This window comes from Streptomyces sp. TLI_185, assembly GCF_003814765.1.
Classification (GTDB): Bacteria; Actinomycetota; Actinomycetes; order Streptomycetales; family Streptomycetaceae; genus Streptomyces.
Genome location: NZ_RKRB01000001.1, coordinates 6,688,748 through 6,704,664 on the forward strand (window position 1 = coordinate 6,688,748; position 15,917 = coordinate 6,704,664).

Genomic DNA, 15,917 nt, shown 5'->3' on the forward strand with positions numbered 1-15,917 from the left:
GCGAAGACGGCGGCCGGGGCCCGGGGTCGAACGGGATGGATCGGGATCAGCTGGTCGTGACGGCGGTGTCGTCGAGGACGAAGCTGGTCTGGAGCGAGGAGTCCTCGACACCGCTGAACTTCAGGGTGACGGTCGAGCCGGCGTACGAGGACAGGTCGATGGACTTCTGGGCGTACCCGGAGGCCGCGTTGACGTTGGAGTAGGTGGCCAGGGTGGTCGAACCGGCGGTGACCGTCAGCTTGTCGTAGGCGGTGCTGCCGGTCTCCGCGGTGTCGATGTGCAGGTAGAAGGTGAAGGTCGCCTTGCAGCCGCTCGGCACGGTCACCGACTGGGACAGCGTGTCGGTGTGCGAGGAGCCGTAGCCGTCCAGCCAGGCGTAGTACGAACCGGCGTGCGCCGACTCACTGCTGGAGTTGGTGATGACACCGCTGGACGCCGTCCAGGTGGTGTTGCCCGACTCGAAGCCCTGGTTGCCCAGCAGCTGGGAGGAGGTGCAGGTGCCGCCGCTGGAGCCGACCGTCCAGGTGAAGGAGGTCGAGCCGGAGGCGCCGGTCGAGTCCTTGGCGGTGACGGTGACCTGGTAGGTGCCCGCGGTGGAGGCCGTACCGGAGATCAGGCCGCTGGAGCTGCTGATGGACAGCCCGCTCGGCAGGCCGCTCGCGCTGTAGGTCAGCGTGGCCCCCGCGCTGTCGCTCGCCTTGATCTGCAGGCTGACCGAGCTGCCCGTCGTCGTCGACTGGCTGCCCGGGTTGGTGACGGTCACCGTGTTGCCGGAGGTGCTGCCCGAGGTGAAGGCGGTGGTGCCGTTGGGGGTGCCCCAGCCGGTGGGGCCGTCGTAGCCGGTCCCGGCGGTGCAGAAGTACGCCGTGGAGCAGGAGCCGTTGTTGCCGCTGGTCACGTCGTACAGGTTGCCGGTGTGGCTGTAGGGGTACTTCGCCGGGTAGTCGCTGGAGCCCGGGGTGCCGGCGAGGGCGTACACGCCCGCGATGATCGGGGCCGAGGCGCTGGTGCCGCCGTAGACCGCCCAGCCGGAGCCGCCGTACGTGTCGTACACCGCGACACCCGTGGCCGGGTCGGCGACGGCGGAGACGTCGGCCTCCATGCGCTTGCTGCAGCCGCTGTCGGTCTGCCAGCTCGGCTTCGGGTCGTACGCGGAGCAGCCGGAGCCGGTGCCCTCGGTGGAGCTGGTGTGCCACACGGACTCGGACCAGCCGCGGGAGTTGGAGGACGTGGAGAGCGCCGTACCGCCGACCGCCGTCACGTACTGCGAGGTCGCCGGGTATTCGGCGCCGTAGGCGGAGTCACCGGCGGAGACGGTGATCGCGACACCCGGGTGCTTGAAGTACGAGGTGTCCTCGCTGGTCTGGGAGGAGGACTCGGAGCCGCCCCAGCTGTTGGAGACGAACTTCGCGCCGAGCGACACGGCCTCGTTCTCGGCGATGCCGAGGTCGGTGTCGTTCGCGGAGTTGGCCTCGACGAGGATGATGTTGCAGTTCGGGCAGACGGCGCTGACCATGTCGAGGTCCAGCGCCTCTTCACCCGCCCAGCCGGTGTCGTTGGTGGGCAGCGAGGTCGTGGAACCGGTCTGGCTGACCTGCTTGAAACAGCCGTTGGCCTTGGTGCAGGAGGACAGGCCGTACGTCGAGCGGTACGTGGCCAGGTCCGACTCGGCGTTGGGGTCGTTGTAGGCGTCCACCACGGCAACGGTCAGGCCAGAGCCGCCCGTTGACGGCAGGTTGTAGGCGCTGTGCAGGTTGGCCGGGCTGAGGCCGGAGGGCGCGGCGGCGGCGACCGCGGAGGCCAGCCGCTGCTTGATGTCGGTGCGGCGCTGGGCGAAGCAGGACGCGTGACCCGGGGCGGCGGTGGCGCACAGGTGCGTGGTCGGCACCTTCTGGCCGGCCTTGCCGGTCGAGTGGAACGTCTGCCGCTCGGGGGAGGTGAGGGCCTTGGCGTTCTGGGCGGTCCGGGTGGTGTGCGTCGCCGCGGGCGCAGCATGTGCCGGTGCGGCCACGAGGCCGGCGAGGCCGAGGGCGAGGGCGGGTATGGCGGTGGCCAGGAGTCTTCGCAGGCTCCGTCTGGGCTTCTCACGCATGGGGGTACTGCCTCCGTCGTTGGAGTGGGGTTCTCGACGCTGGTGGCAGGCCTGTGACGCGCGTAGCGGCGGCGGTGCGCGGTGCCGTCATGGGCATGACACTTAGGACATCCTGCGCCGGTGTTGTGTGTACATGGCAGGACGGCCAGAAAGTAGCGGGAGGCGAGCAGCCCGGAACAGATGGGAAGGAAGAACTTTGCCGCCCCGTGGGAGGTCCATGGCCGTCCGATGGAGGCCCTATGGATGCTCCATGGACGAGACCCGGCGAGGCCGGTCCAGCACGGTCAACTCCGGCCACTGCGTCAGCCGGCGCGCCGACTTGGCTTCGTATACGGACCGTGGTGCGAGTACGGGGTTGGGCAGCACGACGAGGTTGAAGACGTCGGAGAGACCGTGCGGTGCGTAGACCCGCCACCGGCCGCCGGCCGTACGCCGAGGCAGCAGGTTGTGGCGGCGAAGCTGTCGATCGCCGCCTCGGTGGAGTCGTACGGGGGGCACGGCACTCCGAACCTGTCCTCGTACCAGAGGTGCACGCGTGCCTCGTTGCGGACCTCGACCTCGGCCGGGAGATCCGCGAAGATCTCCCGGCCGGCCTTGATCACTGCATCCTCGGCCTCCCCGGACAGGTCGCCGGCGTCGGCGGTGAGACACCAGCCGGGCAGCGCCATCGTCGCGGTCCGCTCCAGCACCTCGGTCAGGACGCTGTTGCGGGACAACACCGCACGCAGGGAGTCGAGTTGGTCATCGAGGGGGAGGCGGCCGATCACCCTCCCGGCATATCACAGCCGGGCCCTCAGAAGTCCTCGTCCAGGTCGACCGTCCCCTCCACCGCCACCTGGTACGCCGAAGGGCGGCGCTCGAAGAAGTTGGTCAGTTCCTGGACGCCCTGCAACTCCATGAAGGAGAAGGGGTTCTCGGATCCGTACACCGGGGCGAACCCGAGGCGGGTGAGGCGCTGGTCGGCGACGCACTCCAGGTACTGGCGCATCGACTCGGTGTTCATGCCGGGCAGACCGTCCCCGCACAGGTCGCGGCCGAACTGCAGCTCGGCCTCGACGGCTTCCCTCAGCATGTCCGTCACCTGCTGCTGGAGCTCGTCGTCGAACAGCTCCGGCTCCTCCTTGCGGACGGTGTCGACCACGTCGAACGCGAAGGACATGTGCATGGTCTCGTCGCGGAAGACCCAGTTGGTGCCCGTCGCCAGCCCGTGCAGGAGGCCCCGGCTGCGGAACCAGTACACGTACGCGAAGGCGCCGTAGAAGAACAGGCCCTCGATGCAGGCGGCGAAGCAGATCAGGTTGAGCAGGAAGCGGCGACGGTCGGCCTTGGACTCCAGGCGGTCCAGCCGCTCCACCGAGTCCATCCACTTGAAGCAGAACTGGGCCTTCTCGCGGATGGAGGGGATGTTCTCGACGGCCGCGAAGGCGGCGGTGCGGTCCTCCGGGTCGGGGAGGTAGGTGTCCAGGAGGGTCAGATAGAACTGGACGTGGACGGCCTCCTCGAACAGCTGGCGCGACAGGTACAGGCGCGCCTCCGGGGAGTTGATGTGCTTGTACAGGGTCAGGACCAGGTTGTTCGCCACGATCGAGTCGCCCGTCGCGAAGAACGCGACCAGGCGGCCGATCAGGTGCTGCTCGGCGGGCGTGAGCTTCGCGAGGTCGGCCACGTCCGAGTGGAGGTCGACCTCCTCCACGGTCCAGGTGTTCTTGATGGCGTCCCGGTAGCGCTCGTAGAAGTCCGGGTAGCGCATGGGGCGCAGGGTCAGCTCGAAGCCCGGGTCGAGGAGATTGGCGTTACGGGTGGTCATTACTGGCAGGCCTCGCAGGACTCGGGGTTTTCCAGGGAGCAGGCGATCGCGTCAGGGTCGGCTGCCTGCTGAACGGGGACAGTGGCTTGGGCCGCGCGGGCGATGCGGGTCGCCGGGCGGGAGCGCAGGTAGTACGTCGTCTTCAGGCCCTGTTTCCAGGCGTACGCGTACATCGAGGAGAGCTTGCCGATGGTCGGCGTCTCCAGGAAGAGGTTCAGGGACTGGGACTGGTCGAGGTAGGGGGTGCGGGCCGCCGCCATGTCGATCAGGCCGCGCTGCGGGATCTCCCAGGCCGTGCGGTACAGGGCGCGTACGTCGGCCGGGATCCAGGCGAAGTCCTGCACCGAGCCGTTCGCCTCACGCAGGGCCTCGCGGGTACGGGCGTCCCAGACACCGAGTTCCTTGAGTTCCTGCACCAGATACGAGTTGACCTGGAGGAACTCGCCGGAGAGGGTCTCTCGCTTGAAGAGGTTGGAGACCTGCGGCTCGATGCACTCGTACACGCCCGCGATCGACGCGATGGTCGCGGTGGGGGCGATGGCGAGGAGCAGGGAGTTGCGCAGACCGACGGTGGCGATGCGCTCGCGGAGGGCGGCCCAGCGTTCGGGCCAGGCACGGTCCGTCTCGTAGTGGTCGGGATGCAGCACGCCCCGAGCCGTACGGGTCTTCTCCCATGCCGGCAGCGGGCCGTTGCGCTCGGCGAGGTCGGCGGAGGCCTCGTACGCGGCGAGCATGATGCGCTCGGCGATCCGGGTGGAGAGGGCCTTGGCCTCGGGGGAGTCGAAGGGCAGACGGAGCTTGAAGAAGACGTCCTGGAGGCCCATCGCGCCGAGGCCGACGGGGCGCCAGCGGGCGTTCGACCGGCCTGCCTGCTCGGTGGGGTAGAAGTTGATGTCGACCACGCGGTCCAGGAAGGTCACGGCCGTGCGGACCGTCTCGTCCAGCCGTTCCCAGTCGATGTCCTGACCGGCCACGAACGCGCCGAGGTTGACCGACCCCAGGTTGCAGACCGCGGTCTCGCCGTCGTTCGTGACCTCCAGGATCTCCGTGCAGAGGTTGGAGGAGTGGACGACGTGGCCCGGCTCGGCCGTCTGGTTGGCGGTGCGGTTGGCGGCGTCCTTGAAGGTCATCCAGCCGTTGCCGGTCTGGGCGAGGGTGCGCATCATGCGGCCGTAGAGGTCGCGGGCCGGGATGGTCTTCTTCGCGAGCCCCGCCTCCTCTGCCTTGCGGTAGGCGGCATCGAACTCCTCGCCCCACAGGTCCACCAGCTCCGGCGCGTCGGACGGGGAGAACAGGCTCCACTGCTCGTCTGCGTTGACCCGGCGCATGAACTCGTCGGGGACCCAGTGCGCGAGGTTCAGGTTGTGCGTACGGCGGGCGTCCTCGCCCGTGTTGTCGCGCAGCTCCAGGAACTCCTCGATGTCGGAGTGCCAGGTCTCCAGGTAGACGGCCGCGGCGCCCTTGCGCCGGCCGCCCTGGTTCACGGCGGCGACCGAGGCGTCGAGGGTCTTCAGGAACGGGACGATGCCGTTGGAGTGGCCGTTGGTGCCGCGGATGAGGGAGCCGCGGGAGCGGATCCGGCTGTACGACAGCCCGATGCCGCCGGCGTGCTTCGAGAGGCGGGCGACCTGGTGGTAGCGGTCGTAGATGGAGTCCAGCTCGTCCAGGGGGGAGTCGAGGAGGTAGCAGGACGACATCTGGGGGTGCCGGGTGCCGGAGTTGAAGAGGGTGGGGGAGGAGGGGAGGTAGTCGAGGCGGCTCATCAGGCCGTAGAGCGCTGCGACTTCGTCCACAGACCGGCTCGTGTCGTCCTCGGCCAGTCCGCTCGCCACCCGCAGCATGAAGTGCTGGGGCGTCTCGATCACGCGGCGGGTGATCGGGTGCCGCAGGAGGTAACGGCTGTGGAGCGTGCGCAGACCGAAGTAGCCGAAGCGGTCGTCGCCCTGGGCGTCGATCAGCGCGTCGAGCCGGGTCGCGTGGACGCGGACGAACTCCGCCGTGCGGTCGGCGATGAGCCCCTCACGGTGGCCGACGGCGACGGACTCGGTGAAGGACGTGACGCCCTGCGAGGCGGCCTCCGCGGCGATGCTGATCGTCAGCAGACGTGCGGCCAGCCGCGAGTAGGCGGGGTCCTCCGAGATGAGGCCGGCAGCTGCCTCCGTGGCCAGTTCGCGCAGCTCCGTCTCGTCCGCACGCGCGGACCGGCCGCGCAGCGCGGCGGCGGCGACCCGGCCGGGGTCGGCGTCGGGGAGGTCGGCGGTCAGCTCGGTCAGGGTCCGCAGCAGCGCGGCTCCGGGACCGTCGTCGGCCACGGCGGTGTTCGCTGAAACCGGGGCTGCTGGCGCGATGGTCACGTGAGGCTCTCCCTCGCTCGGCACGGGGGCCTTGCGGAGGGCAGGGGGCAGTCACGAGCGCGCACGGCGTCGCGTCCACCGGCCCACTCCACGAGGCCCGGACGTCAAAGCACCCGGGCCGGATGGGCCGGGCGCACTGTCGGCAGGTCCTCGGACTGACTCCCATACGTGTGCGAACACGCATGAGTACACCGTTGCGGGACAGTTCCGGATTCGCACCGGATTCCCCTGCGGCGACAGCGAGCATGAGCATACATCTTGTGCCGGGTGAGAACAGCACCCCCATATGTTGTGTCGCGGCGACTTCGGAGCGTGTCAGAACGTCAACTGATAGGTGAGCAGCAGGATGTCGTCGTTCCCCGGAACCGGATGCCAGTCGCGCTCGGGGACGCGGACGAAGCCCAGGCGTTCGTAGATCCGGTGGGCGGCACGCATCGAGCCCTGGGTCGACAGGACGAGGCCCGTGCGGCCGTCGATGGCCCGGGACCGGTCGATGCAGGCGCGCACGAGAGCCTCGCCGATGCCCCGGCCGCGGGCGGCCGGGGCGACGGCGAGCATCCGTATCTCGGTCTCCGAGGGCCCGGCCGTCTCGGACATGGGGCCGCCGGACGGCACGAGGGTCACGCCCCCGAGCACCCGGTCGTTCTCCACGGCGACCAGGACCTGAGCGTGGGCCGCCCGCTTGGCGACGTCCTTCAGCTCGCCGAGGTACCAGTCGCTGCCTTCGAAATCGAGCAGCCCGTCCCCGAGGTAGGCCTGGGCGGTGATCTCGCCGAGGGTCTCGTACTCGCCTGGCTCCGCCTGCCGGATCACGATGTCCATGGCACCGAGTCTGCCGGAGGGGTACGACAGCGGGCCGCCGGATTTCTCCGGCGGCCCGCTGATCGCCGTAGCCGCTAGTGGGACGCCCCGGCGGTCGCCGGCGGCAGCTCCACCTGGACGCCCGGGTCGCCCGCGTCCGCCGTGTAGTCCTGCGCCTTCGTCTCGTCGACGCCCTCGGGGGCCTTCAGCGCCTTCAGGACGAACGTGAGAACCACCGTCACCAGCACGTTCAGGACGAACGACGTCAGGCCGATGTAGCCGATCTGGCCGATGCCGGGGATCGCGGCGTTGGAGCCGCCGAAGTGCTTCTGGCCCGGGTTGGTCGGGGAGGCGACGCCGTACGCGGCGACCGTGCCGTAGACCATGCCGACCGCCCAGCCGGCGAGCAGCGCCCAGCGGTGGAACCAGCGCGTGAACAGGCCGCCGACCAGGGCCGGGAAGGTCTGCAGGATCCAGATTCCGCCCAGCAGCTGGAAGTTGATCGCGACCGTCTTGTCCATCGTGAGGACGAAGACCAGGGCGCCGACCTTCACCAGCAGGGACACGAGCTTTGAGACCTTGGTCTCCTGCTCCGGCGTCGCGTCCGGCTTGATGAAGTCCTTGTAGATGTTGCGGGTGAAGAGGTTCGCGGCCGCGATGGACATGATCGCCGCGGGGACGAGCGCGCCGATGCCGATCGCGGCGAAGGCCACTCCCGCGAACCAGCTCGGGAACATCGTCTCGAACAGCTGCGGGATGGCCAGCTGACCGTTGGTGACCTTGATCCCGGCGGCGATCGCCATGAAGCCGAGCAGCGCGAGCAGGCCCAGCATCAGCGAGTACAGCGGCAGGATCGTGGTGTTGCGGCGGATCACGTCACGGCTCTTCGAGGAGAGGGTCGCGGTGATCGAGTGCGGGTACATGAACAGTGCGAGCGCGGAGCCCAACGCCAGCGTGGCGTAAGTCCATTGGTTCGCCTCGGCGGGGACCAGTCCACCGGCCTTGGCCGCCGTGTACTTGTCGTTCGCCGCGGCGAAGATGTGCTCGAACCCGCCGAGCTTGATCGGGATGTAGATGATCGCGACGGCGATGACGATGTAGATCAGCGCGTCCTTGACGAACGCGATCAAGGCGGGCGCGCGCAGGCCCGACGAGTACGTGTACGCCGCCAGCACACCGAAGGCGATCAGCAACGGCAGGTCCTTCACGAACCAGTTGGAGTTCGCACTGCCGCCGACGCCCATGACGTCGAGGACCGCCTGGATGCCCACCAGCTGCAGGGCGATGTACGGCATCGTCGCCAGGATGCCGGTCACGGCCACCGCCAGCGACAGGCCCTTCGAGCCGAAGCGGCCGCGCACGAAGTCCGACGTGGTCACGTACCCGTGCCGGTGCGAGACCGACCACAGGCGGGGGAGGAACGTGAAGATCAGCGGGTACACCAGGATCGTGTAGGGCACGGCGAAGAAGCCGGCCGCGCCCGCCGCGTAGATCGCCGCCGGTACGGCGACGAAGGTGTACGCCGTGTACAGGTCGCCGCCGAGCAGGAACCAGGTGATCCAGGTGCCGAACGACCGTCCGCCCAGGCCCCATTCGTCGAGGCTCTGCTCGTTCTCGGCCTTGCGCCAGCGCGCGGCCAGGAAGCCCATGACCGTGACGGCCAGGAAGAAGAAGATGAAGACGCCGAGTGCGACGCCGTTCACGCCGTCGTTCATTCCGACGCACCGCCCTTCTGTGCGGCGCGGGCGCGCTGGTCACGCTGCCACAGCTTGTACGCCGTCATGGTCAGCGCCGTGGAGATCAGCACCCACAGCATCTGGTACCAGTAGAAGAACGGGATGCCGCCGAGCGCCGGGTCCGTCCTGGCGTAGGAGCCGACCCAGAGCATCGCCACGAAGGGCGCCACGAGACAGAGGGCGATGACCACGCGGACCGGTGTCACCACCGGTGGTCTCGCCTCGGACACATCTGACATACCGGCTCCGTCCCCTCACCGATCACCTGTACCGATCACCTGTGATCACCTGAACTGATCACCTGTGTAATGCGCAGGCAATCTAGGTCACGGTGTCGCGAGAGCGGAAGACCTCGTCCGCATATCGGTATGTCGATTCCGTGAAGGCCCGACATCGGTGCGACATCGGCCAGACATCGCTGTCAGCAGCAACGGAAGCCCTGGCGCGGATCCTCCTCCTGACGGTCCGTCCGCATCCGCTCGAACTCGCGCCGGGACGGCACCTGCGCGCCCGGGCGGGTCTTGCGCAGATGCGCGACATAACGGTCGTACGCCGACTCGTCCGTCAGTTCCCGCACATACCAGCGCACACCCCTAATCGCCCGGCGCAGCAGTACCGACGACCGCACGGCGCTCCTCCTCCTTCTCCTCCCGGGTGGGGATCAGCCCGGCCGGGGCGGTGATCCTCGACTCGACGTACGGCGACTCGCTCAGCGAGGAAAGGGCGGGCCGGCGGATGTGCCGGATGCAGACCCGCAACGCGTCCGCGATCACCACGACGATCAGGACGGCCAGGACCGCCGAAAGGACGCCGTCCACCGTGGAGTTGGTGACCACGGTGTGCATGTCGTCCATGCTCTTGGCGGGCGGCAGCACCTTCCCGGCGTCGATCGCGTCCTGGAACACGGACCGCTGCTTGAAGAACCCGACCTTGGGATCGCTGGAGAACACCTTCTGGTAGCTGGCCGTCAACGTCACGGTCGCGTCCCAGGCCAGCGGAATGCCGGTGATCCAGGCCCACTTGAGGCGCCCCGACTTCACCAGCAGGGTCGTGCAGACGGCCAGCGCGACCGCGGCGAGCAGCTGGTTGGAGATGCCGAAGATCGGGAACAGCTGGTTGATGCCGCCGAGGGGCTCGTGCACGCCCACCCAGAGGAAGTACCCCCACAGCGCGCACACGGCCGCGCTGGTGATGACCAGGCCCGGCTTCCAACTCACGTTCCTGAAGGGCCGGATGACGTTGCCCAGCATGTCCTGCAGCATGAACCGGCCCACTCGCGTACCGGCATCCAGCGCGGTCAGGATGAACAGCGCCTCGAACATGATCGCGAAGTGGTACCAGAAGGCCCTCAGGCTCCCGCCGGTGACCTTGGAGAAGATCTCCGAGACACCGATGGCGAGCGTGGGCGCGCCGCCGGTGCGGGAGAGCAGCGTCGACTCCTCGACGTTCTTGGCGGCCTGGGCGAGGTCGGCGGGGGTAATGTGATAGCCCCAGCCGGTCACCACCTGCGAGGCGTTCTGCACGGTGGTGCCGATCGCGCCGGAGGGTGCGTTCATCGCGAAGTACAGCCCCGGGTCGATGATGCTCGCCGCGACCAGCGCCATGATCGCGACCGACGACTCCATCAGCATGGAGCCGTAGCCGATCATCCGGACCTGCGTCTCCTTCTGGATCATCTTCGGCGTCGTGCCGGAGGAGATGAGGGAGTGGAAGCCCGACAGGGCCCCGCAGGCGATGGTGATGAAGACGAAGGGGAACAGGGACCCCGCGAAGACCGGGCCGTCGCCGCGCGAGGCGAAGTCCGTCACCGCGTCCATCTTCAGCGTCGGCAGGGCGATGACCACACCCAGTGCCAGCAGCGCGATCGTGCCGATCTTCATGAAGGTGGACAGGTAGTCGCGGGGCGCGAGCAGCATCCACACCGGCAGGATCGAGGCGATGAAGCCGTACGCCACCAGCCAGACGACCAGGGTCGAGGGCGCGAGGGTGAACGTGCCGGCCCACGACGACTCGGCGACCCAGCGGCCCGCGACCAGCGCGAGCAGCAGCAGGGCCACCCCGATCAGGGAGACCTCGGCGACCCGGCCGGGGCGAAGTACCCGCAGATAGAAGCCCATCAGCAGGGCGATCGGGATGGTCATCGCGATGGAGAAGGTGCCCCACGGCGAGGCGGCGAGCGCGTTGACGATGACCAGCGCCAGCACCCCGAGCAGAATGATCATGATGGCGAAGGCGGCGATCAGCGCCGCCGCCCCGCCGAAGGGGCCGATCTCCTCGCGGGCCATCTGACCGAGCGAACGGCCGTCCCTGCGCGTGGAGAAGAACAGCACCACCATGTCCTGGACCGCGCCCGCGAAGACGACACCGGCGATGATCCAGATGGTGCCGGGCAGATAGCCCATCTGCGCGGCCAGCACCGGCCCGACCAGGGGTCCGGCACCGGCGATCGCTGCGAAGTGATGGCCGAGCAGGACGCGGCGGTCGGTGGGGTGGAAGTCGATGCCGTTGTCGAGGCGTTCGGCGGGGGTGGCCCGGGTGCCGTCGACCTTGAGCACCTTGTGCGCGATGAACTTCGCGTAGAAGCGGTAGGCGATCGCGTACGAGCCGAGGGCGGCCGCGACCATCCAGGCGGCCGAGACGTTCTCGCCCCGGGAGAGCGCGAGCACGGACCAGCCCGCCGCTCCGACCAGGGCGACGAGGGTCCAGATGACGATGGAGCGGACGTTCGCGGTACGCACGAGGCGGTCCTCCCGTCCAGACGGAGTCGGGAGGACCGTAGAACAGGAGCGGCGACAGCGCTACACCGCGTGCAGTACTGCGGGGGCTCAGTCCTGAGGGCGCTTCAGCCGCGCCACGAACTTGTACCGGTCCCCCCGGTACACCGACCGCACCCACTCCACCGGCTCGCCCGTCTTGTCGTACGAGTGGCGGGAGAGCATCAGCATCGGCAGGCCCACGTCCGTGCCGAGCAGGCCCGCCTCGCGCGGGGTGGCCAGGGAGGTCTCGATGGTCTCCTCGGCCTCGGCGAGATGGACGTCGTAGACCTCGGCCAACGCCGTGTACAGGGATGTGTACTTCACCAGAGACCTGCGCAGTGCCGGGAAGCGCTTCGCGCTCAGGTGGGTCGTCTCGATGGCCATCGGCTCGGCGTTGGCCATGCGCAGGCGTTCGATACGGAGCACCCGGCCGCCGGCCGTGATGTCGAGGAGCTCGGCGAGGCGGTCGTCGGCGGTGATGTAGCCGATGTCCAGCAGCTGCGAGGTGGGCTCCAGGCCCTGGGCGCGCATGTCCTCGGTGTACGAGGTGAGTTGGAGCGCCTGGGACACCTTCGGCTTGGCGACGAAGGTGCCCTTGCCCTGGATGCGTTCGAGGCGGCCCTCGACGACGAGCTCCTGCAGCGCCTGCCGCACCGTCGTGCGCGAGGTGTCGAACTCGGCGGCGAGGGTGCGCTCGGGCGGTACCGGAGTGCCGGGCGACTGCGTCTCCGTCATGTCGAGCAGGTGCTTCTTCAGGCGGTAGTACTTGGGCACGCGCGCGGTACGGACACCTGCCCCGCCCTCGGTCTCCGCACTGCTGACGTCGCTGCTCATGCTCTGCCTTCCCGGCTCCGGATGCGGGTCACTTCGTGATCCCTTCTGTATACCGTCGCCAGCTCTTTTGGTCTAGTCCACGGAGGGCCAAGTGGTCTAGCGGACGAGAGTACTCCGGCACCGCTGATTTCGCTGCCTTCTTACTTAAAGGTTCCTGCATATGTAGGTCGCATAACGGCTGGTCAGAGCCGTTTCGAGCACCCTTGACAGGCTTGCTGGTCTGGTCCAAGCTCCCGGTACTGGTCTACACCATTGGTTCAGGTCCCGGCGCATGAGCGGGGAGGTGTGGGCATCCCTGAGGAGGGTGGCGTGAAGCGCAAGCTCATAGCCGCGATCGGTATCGCGGGCATGATGGTCTCCATCGCGGCGTGTGGCAGCAGCGACGGCAAGGGTTCTTCCAACAGCGGCGCGGACGCCAAGGAGCTGACCGTCTGGCTCACCGTCGACGCCCAGAACAACTGGCCGAACCTGGTGAAGGCCGCAGACGCGGCCGTCCAGAAGAAGCACCCCGGCATCAAGATCAACCACGAGTACTACGGCTGGCCGGACAAGAACACCAAGCTCGACGCGGTCCTCGCCACCGACAAGGCCCCCGACGTGGTCGAGATGGGCAACACCGAGATGCTGGGCTACATGGTCAAGGGCGCCTTCGCTCCCCTGGACCCGGCGAAGTTCAGCAACTCCGCCGCCTGGCTGGACGGCCTCAAGGCCTCGGTGACCTACGGCGGCAAGACCTACGGCGTGCCGTACTACGCGGGCGGCCGGGTCGGCAACTGGCGCAAGGACGTCTTCGCCTCGGCGGGCGTCAAGTCCACGCCGAAGACGTACGCCGAGCTCACCGCCGACCTCGACAAGGTGCAGAAGAAGGAGGGGAACAAGTTCTCCGCCTGGTACCAGCCCACCCGTGACTGGTACGCGGCCATGTCCTTCGTCTACGACGCCGGCGGCTCCATCGCCAAGGAGGAGGGCGGCCAGTGGAAGGCCAGCCTCTCCTCGCCCGAGTCGGTCAAGGGACTCACCGAGTTCAAGAACGTCGTCGACAAGTACATGCACGGCGACAAGACCAAGGACGAGTCCGACCGTTACATCGTCTACGGCCAGGGCAAGTCCGGCATGATCTTCGGCGCCGCCTGGGAGGGTGCGACCTCGGCCGACCCGAAGAACGACAAGACCGGCAAGCTCAAGGACAACCTCGAGAACTTCGTGGTCCCCGGCCCGTCCGGCAAGAACCTCCCGGTCTTCCTGGGCGGCTCCGACCTCGCCGTCCCGGTCAAGTCCAAGGCGCAGGCCGTCGCCGCCGAGTGGATCAACGCGTTCACCGGCCCCTCCGGCCAGAAGGGCCTGATGGCCAAGGGCAACCTGCCCAACAACAAGACCGACCTCGCGACGCTGAAGAACGACCCCGCGACGGCGGTCCCGGCCACCGCGGCCGAGTCCAACTGGTTCGTCCCGATGGCCCCCGGCTGGGGCCAGGTCGAGAAGGCGCAGGTCCTGCAGACCATGCTGCAGGACATCGGCACCGGCAAGAAGTCGGTCGAGGCCGCCGCCAAGGACGCGGACGCCGCGATCGACAAGGTCATCAACACCAAGTGACCTGCAGCGGGGTTCCGCCTGGGCGGAACCCCGCTCTCCGTACGACCTGAGGGACCGCTGAGGAGCGCGCGATGAGTGCCGCAGACACGACCACCCCTGCCAAGGTGCCGCCGCCGCGGCAGGCGCCGCCACCCCCGCCGGTCGCCAGGAACCCACGCAGAGCCCGGACTTCGGGCGGAGCAGCCACCCCTTGGCTGCTGCTCGCCCCCTGTCTGCTGATCCTGGGCCTGGTCCTCGGCTATCCGCTGGTCCGCCTGGTCACCCTCTCCTTCCAGAAGTTCGGGCAGTCCCAGCTGTGGGGCTTCCTGCCGGCCCAGTGGGTCGGGTTCGACAACTTCACCGGGGTGCTGGGCGACGGCGAGTTCTGGCAGGTCGTGCTGCGCACGATCGTCTTCGCGGCCGGCTCGGTCGTCTTCACGATGGTGCTCGGCATGCTGATCGCCCTGCTCCTGCAGCGGGTCTCCGGCTGGATGAAGACACTGGTCAACATCGTCCTGGTGGCCAGCTGGGGCATGCCGATCATCGTCGCCACCACCGTCTTCAAGTGGCTGTTCGACGCGGACTACGGCATCCTCAACGCCCTGCTCAGCAAGCTGCCCGGCGTCGAGCTGATCGGCCACAACTGGTTCGCCAGCGGCCCGCAGGGCCTGGCCGTGATCATGCTCCTGGTGGTCTGGGGAGCCGTCCCCTTCGTCGTCATCACGCTCAGCGCCGGCCTCACCCAGGTCCCCGCCGAACTGGAGGAAGCGGCCCGCCTCGACGGCGCGGGCGCCTGGGGCGTCTTCCGGTACGTCACCCTGCCCATCCTCAAGCCGATCATCGTGATGCTCACGACCCTGTCGGTCATCTGGGACATGGGCGTCTTCCCGCAGGTCTTCGTGATGCGAAACGGCCACCCGGAGGCGGAGTTCCAGCTCCTCACCACCTACTCCTACGACCGTGCCTTCGTCGTCAACGACTATGCGCAGGGCTCCGCGATCGCCCTGATCACCGTGGTGCTGCTGCTCGGCGTGGTCGCCGTGTACATGCGCCAGATGCTGAAGATCGGAGAGGTCGAATGAGCGCGATCACCACCGGAGGACCCGCGACCACCGCCGGGGGACCCGCCACCACCACCGGGGGGCCCCGGAAGACGAAGGCCGGCTGGAACCTCCTCGGCCTGCTGGTCTTCCTCACCGCCGGCTTCCCCGTCTACTGGATGCTCAACACGGCCATCAAGCCGGCCAAGGACACCATCGACCCCGACCCGAGCCTGTTCCCGACCGGCTTCACCCTCGACAACTTCCGCCGGGCGCTGGCCATCGCGGACTTCTGGGGCCCGGTCGGCCGCAGCCTGATCGTCTCCGTCTCGGTCGTGGCGATCGGCATCGTCGTCGGGATGCTGGCGGCGCTCGCCATCTCCCGGTTCGCCTTCCGCGGCCGCAAGATCGTGATCGTCGGCATCCTCGCGGTCCAGATGGTCCCCCTGGTCGCCATGATCATCCCGATCTTCCTGCTCCTCAACGACCTTGAGCAGTACGACAAGCTCTCGGGCCTGATCATCACGTACCTGACCTTCATCCTCCCCTTCACGGTGTGGACGCTGCGCGGCTTCATCGTCAACATCCCGAAGGAACTGGAGGAGGCGGCGATGGTCGACGGCTGCAGCCGCACGGGCGCCTTCATCCGGGTCGTCTTCCCCCTCCTGGCCCCCGGCATGGTCGCCACCTCGGTCTACGGCTTCATCCAGGCCTGGAACGAATACCTCTACGCCCTGATGCTGCTCAGCCAGAAGAACCAGACCGCGACCGTCTGGCTCGGCAACTTCACCACCAAGCACGGCACCGAATACGCCCCGATGATGGCCGGAGCCACGATGATGGCCGTGCCGATCGTCGCCCTGTTCCTCCTCGTCCAGCGCAAGATGGCCGCGGGCCTGACCGCCGGCGCAGTGAAGGGATAACG

The 15,917-nt window shown here is 68.3% G+C and carries 12 protein-coding genes, 1 pseudogene and 1 riboswitch; of the genes and pseudogenes, 3 read left to right on the forward strand and 10 right to left on the reverse strand.

Annotated features, from left to right (window positions below; genetic code table 11):
* Nucleotides 1-46 precede the first annotated feature (46 nt).
* The 10 genes and pseudogenes from EDD92_RS30950 to EDD92_RS30995 form a co-directional block, all read right to left on the reverse strand.
* Nucleotides 47-2,092, reverse strand: coding sequence for a S53 family peptidase (locus EDD92_RS30950; protein ID WP_123967371.1), 2,046 nt, complete (start codon nt 2,090-2,092; stop codon nt 47-49).
* A 237-nt stretch (nt 2,093-2,329) separates the two neighbouring features.
* Nucleotides 2,330-2,859: pseudogene (locus EDD92_RS30955) on the reverse strand (nucleotidyltransferase family protein).
* A 26-nt stretch (nt 2,860-2,885) separates the two neighbouring features.
* A complete protein-coding gene (locus EDD92_RS30960; protein WP_123967372.1) occupies nt 2,886-3,899 on the reverse strand; it encodes a ribonucleotide-diphosphate reductase subunit beta in 1,014 nt (337 codons plus the stop codon).
* Nucleotides 3,899-6,253 carry a ribonucleoside-diphosphate reductase subunit alpha gene (locus EDD92_RS30965; protein WP_123967373.1) on the reverse strand — a complete coding sequence of 785 codons (2,355 nt, stop codon included), beginning with the start codon at nt 6,251-6,253 and terminating at the stop codon, nt 3,899-3,901. The genes EDD92_RS30960 and EDD92_RS30965 overlap by 1 nt, the downstream gene beginning before the upstream one ends.
* A gap of 145 nt (nt 6,254-6,398) precedes the next feature.
* Nucleotides 6,399-6,481, reverse strand: a riboswitch (cobalamin riboswitch).
* A gap of 87 nt (nt 6,482-6,568) precedes the next feature.
* Nucleotides 6,569-7,075: a GNAT family N-acetyltransferase gene (locus EDD92_RS30970; RefSeq protein ID WP_123967374.1), complete on the reverse strand. Its 507-nt coding sequence runs from the start codon at nt 7,073-7,075 to the stop codon at nt 6,569-6,571.
* Between the two features lie 74 nt (nt 7,076-7,149).
* The gene (gene mctP, locus EDD92_RS30975; RefSeq protein WP_123967375.1) at nt 7,150-8,769 is read right to left on the reverse strand and encodes a monocarboxylate uptake permease MctP; all 1,620 of its coding nucleotides are present in this window, start codon (nt 8,767-8,769) and stop codon (nt 7,150-7,152) included.
* Entirely contained in the window at nt 8,766-9,029 is a 264-nt protein-coding gene (locus EDD92_RS30980; protein WP_123967376.1) for a DUF3311 domain-containing protein, read from the reverse strand. The genes mctP and EDD92_RS30980 overlap by 4 nt, the downstream gene beginning before the upstream one ends.
* A 182-nt stretch (nt 9,030-9,211) precedes the next feature.
* Nucleotides 9,212-9,418, reverse strand: a complete 207-nt coding sequence (locus EDD92_RS30985; RefSeq protein ID WP_123967377.1) for a YbdD/YjiX family protein — start codon at nt 9,416-9,418, stop codon at nt 9,212-9,214.
* Complete coding sequence (locus EDD92_RS30990) at nt 9,384-11,528, reverse strand: carbon starvation CstA family protein (protein ID WP_123967378.1); 2,145 nt, start codon at nt 11,526-11,528, stop codon at nt 9,384-9,386. The genes EDD92_RS30985 and EDD92_RS30990 overlap by 35 nt, the downstream gene beginning before the upstream one ends.
* 87 nt (nt 11,529-11,615) lie before the next feature.
* Nucleotides 11,616-12,380 carry a GntR family transcriptional regulator gene (locus EDD92_RS30995; RefSeq protein WP_123967379.1) on the reverse strand — a complete coding sequence of 255 codons (765 nt, stop codon included), beginning with the start codon at nt 12,378-12,380 and terminating at the stop codon, nt 11,616-11,618.
* Between the two features lie 309 nt (nt 12,381-12,689).
* Between EDD92_RS30995 and EDD92_RS31000 the strand changes: the two genes are divergently transcribed.
* The 3 genes from EDD92_RS31000 to EDD92_RS31010 all read left to right on the forward strand — a co-directional run bounded on the left by EDD92_RS31000 (nt 12,690) and on the right by EDD92_RS31010 (nt 15,915).
* Nucleotides 12,690-13,973 (forward strand): extracellular solute-binding protein, encoded by a 1,284-nt coding sequence (locus tag EDD92_RS31000; protein WP_123967380.1) that lies wholly within the window; start codon nt 12,690-12,692, stop codon nt 13,971-13,973.
* A 71-nt stretch (nt 13,974-14,044) separates the two neighbouring features.
* Entirely contained in the window at nt 14,045-15,034 is a 990-nt protein-coding gene (locus EDD92_RS31005; protein ID WP_123967381.1) for a carbohydrate ABC transporter permease, read from the forward strand.
* Nucleotides 15,031-15,915: a carbohydrate ABC transporter permease gene (locus tag EDD92_RS31010; protein ID WP_123967382.1), complete on the forward strand. Its 885-nt coding sequence runs from the start codon at nt 15,031-15,033 to the stop codon at nt 15,913-15,915. Before EDD92_RS31005 ends, EDD92_RS31010 begins: the two co-directional genes overlap by 4 nt.
* The last annotated feature ends 2 nt before the right edge of the window (nt 15,916-15,917 follow it).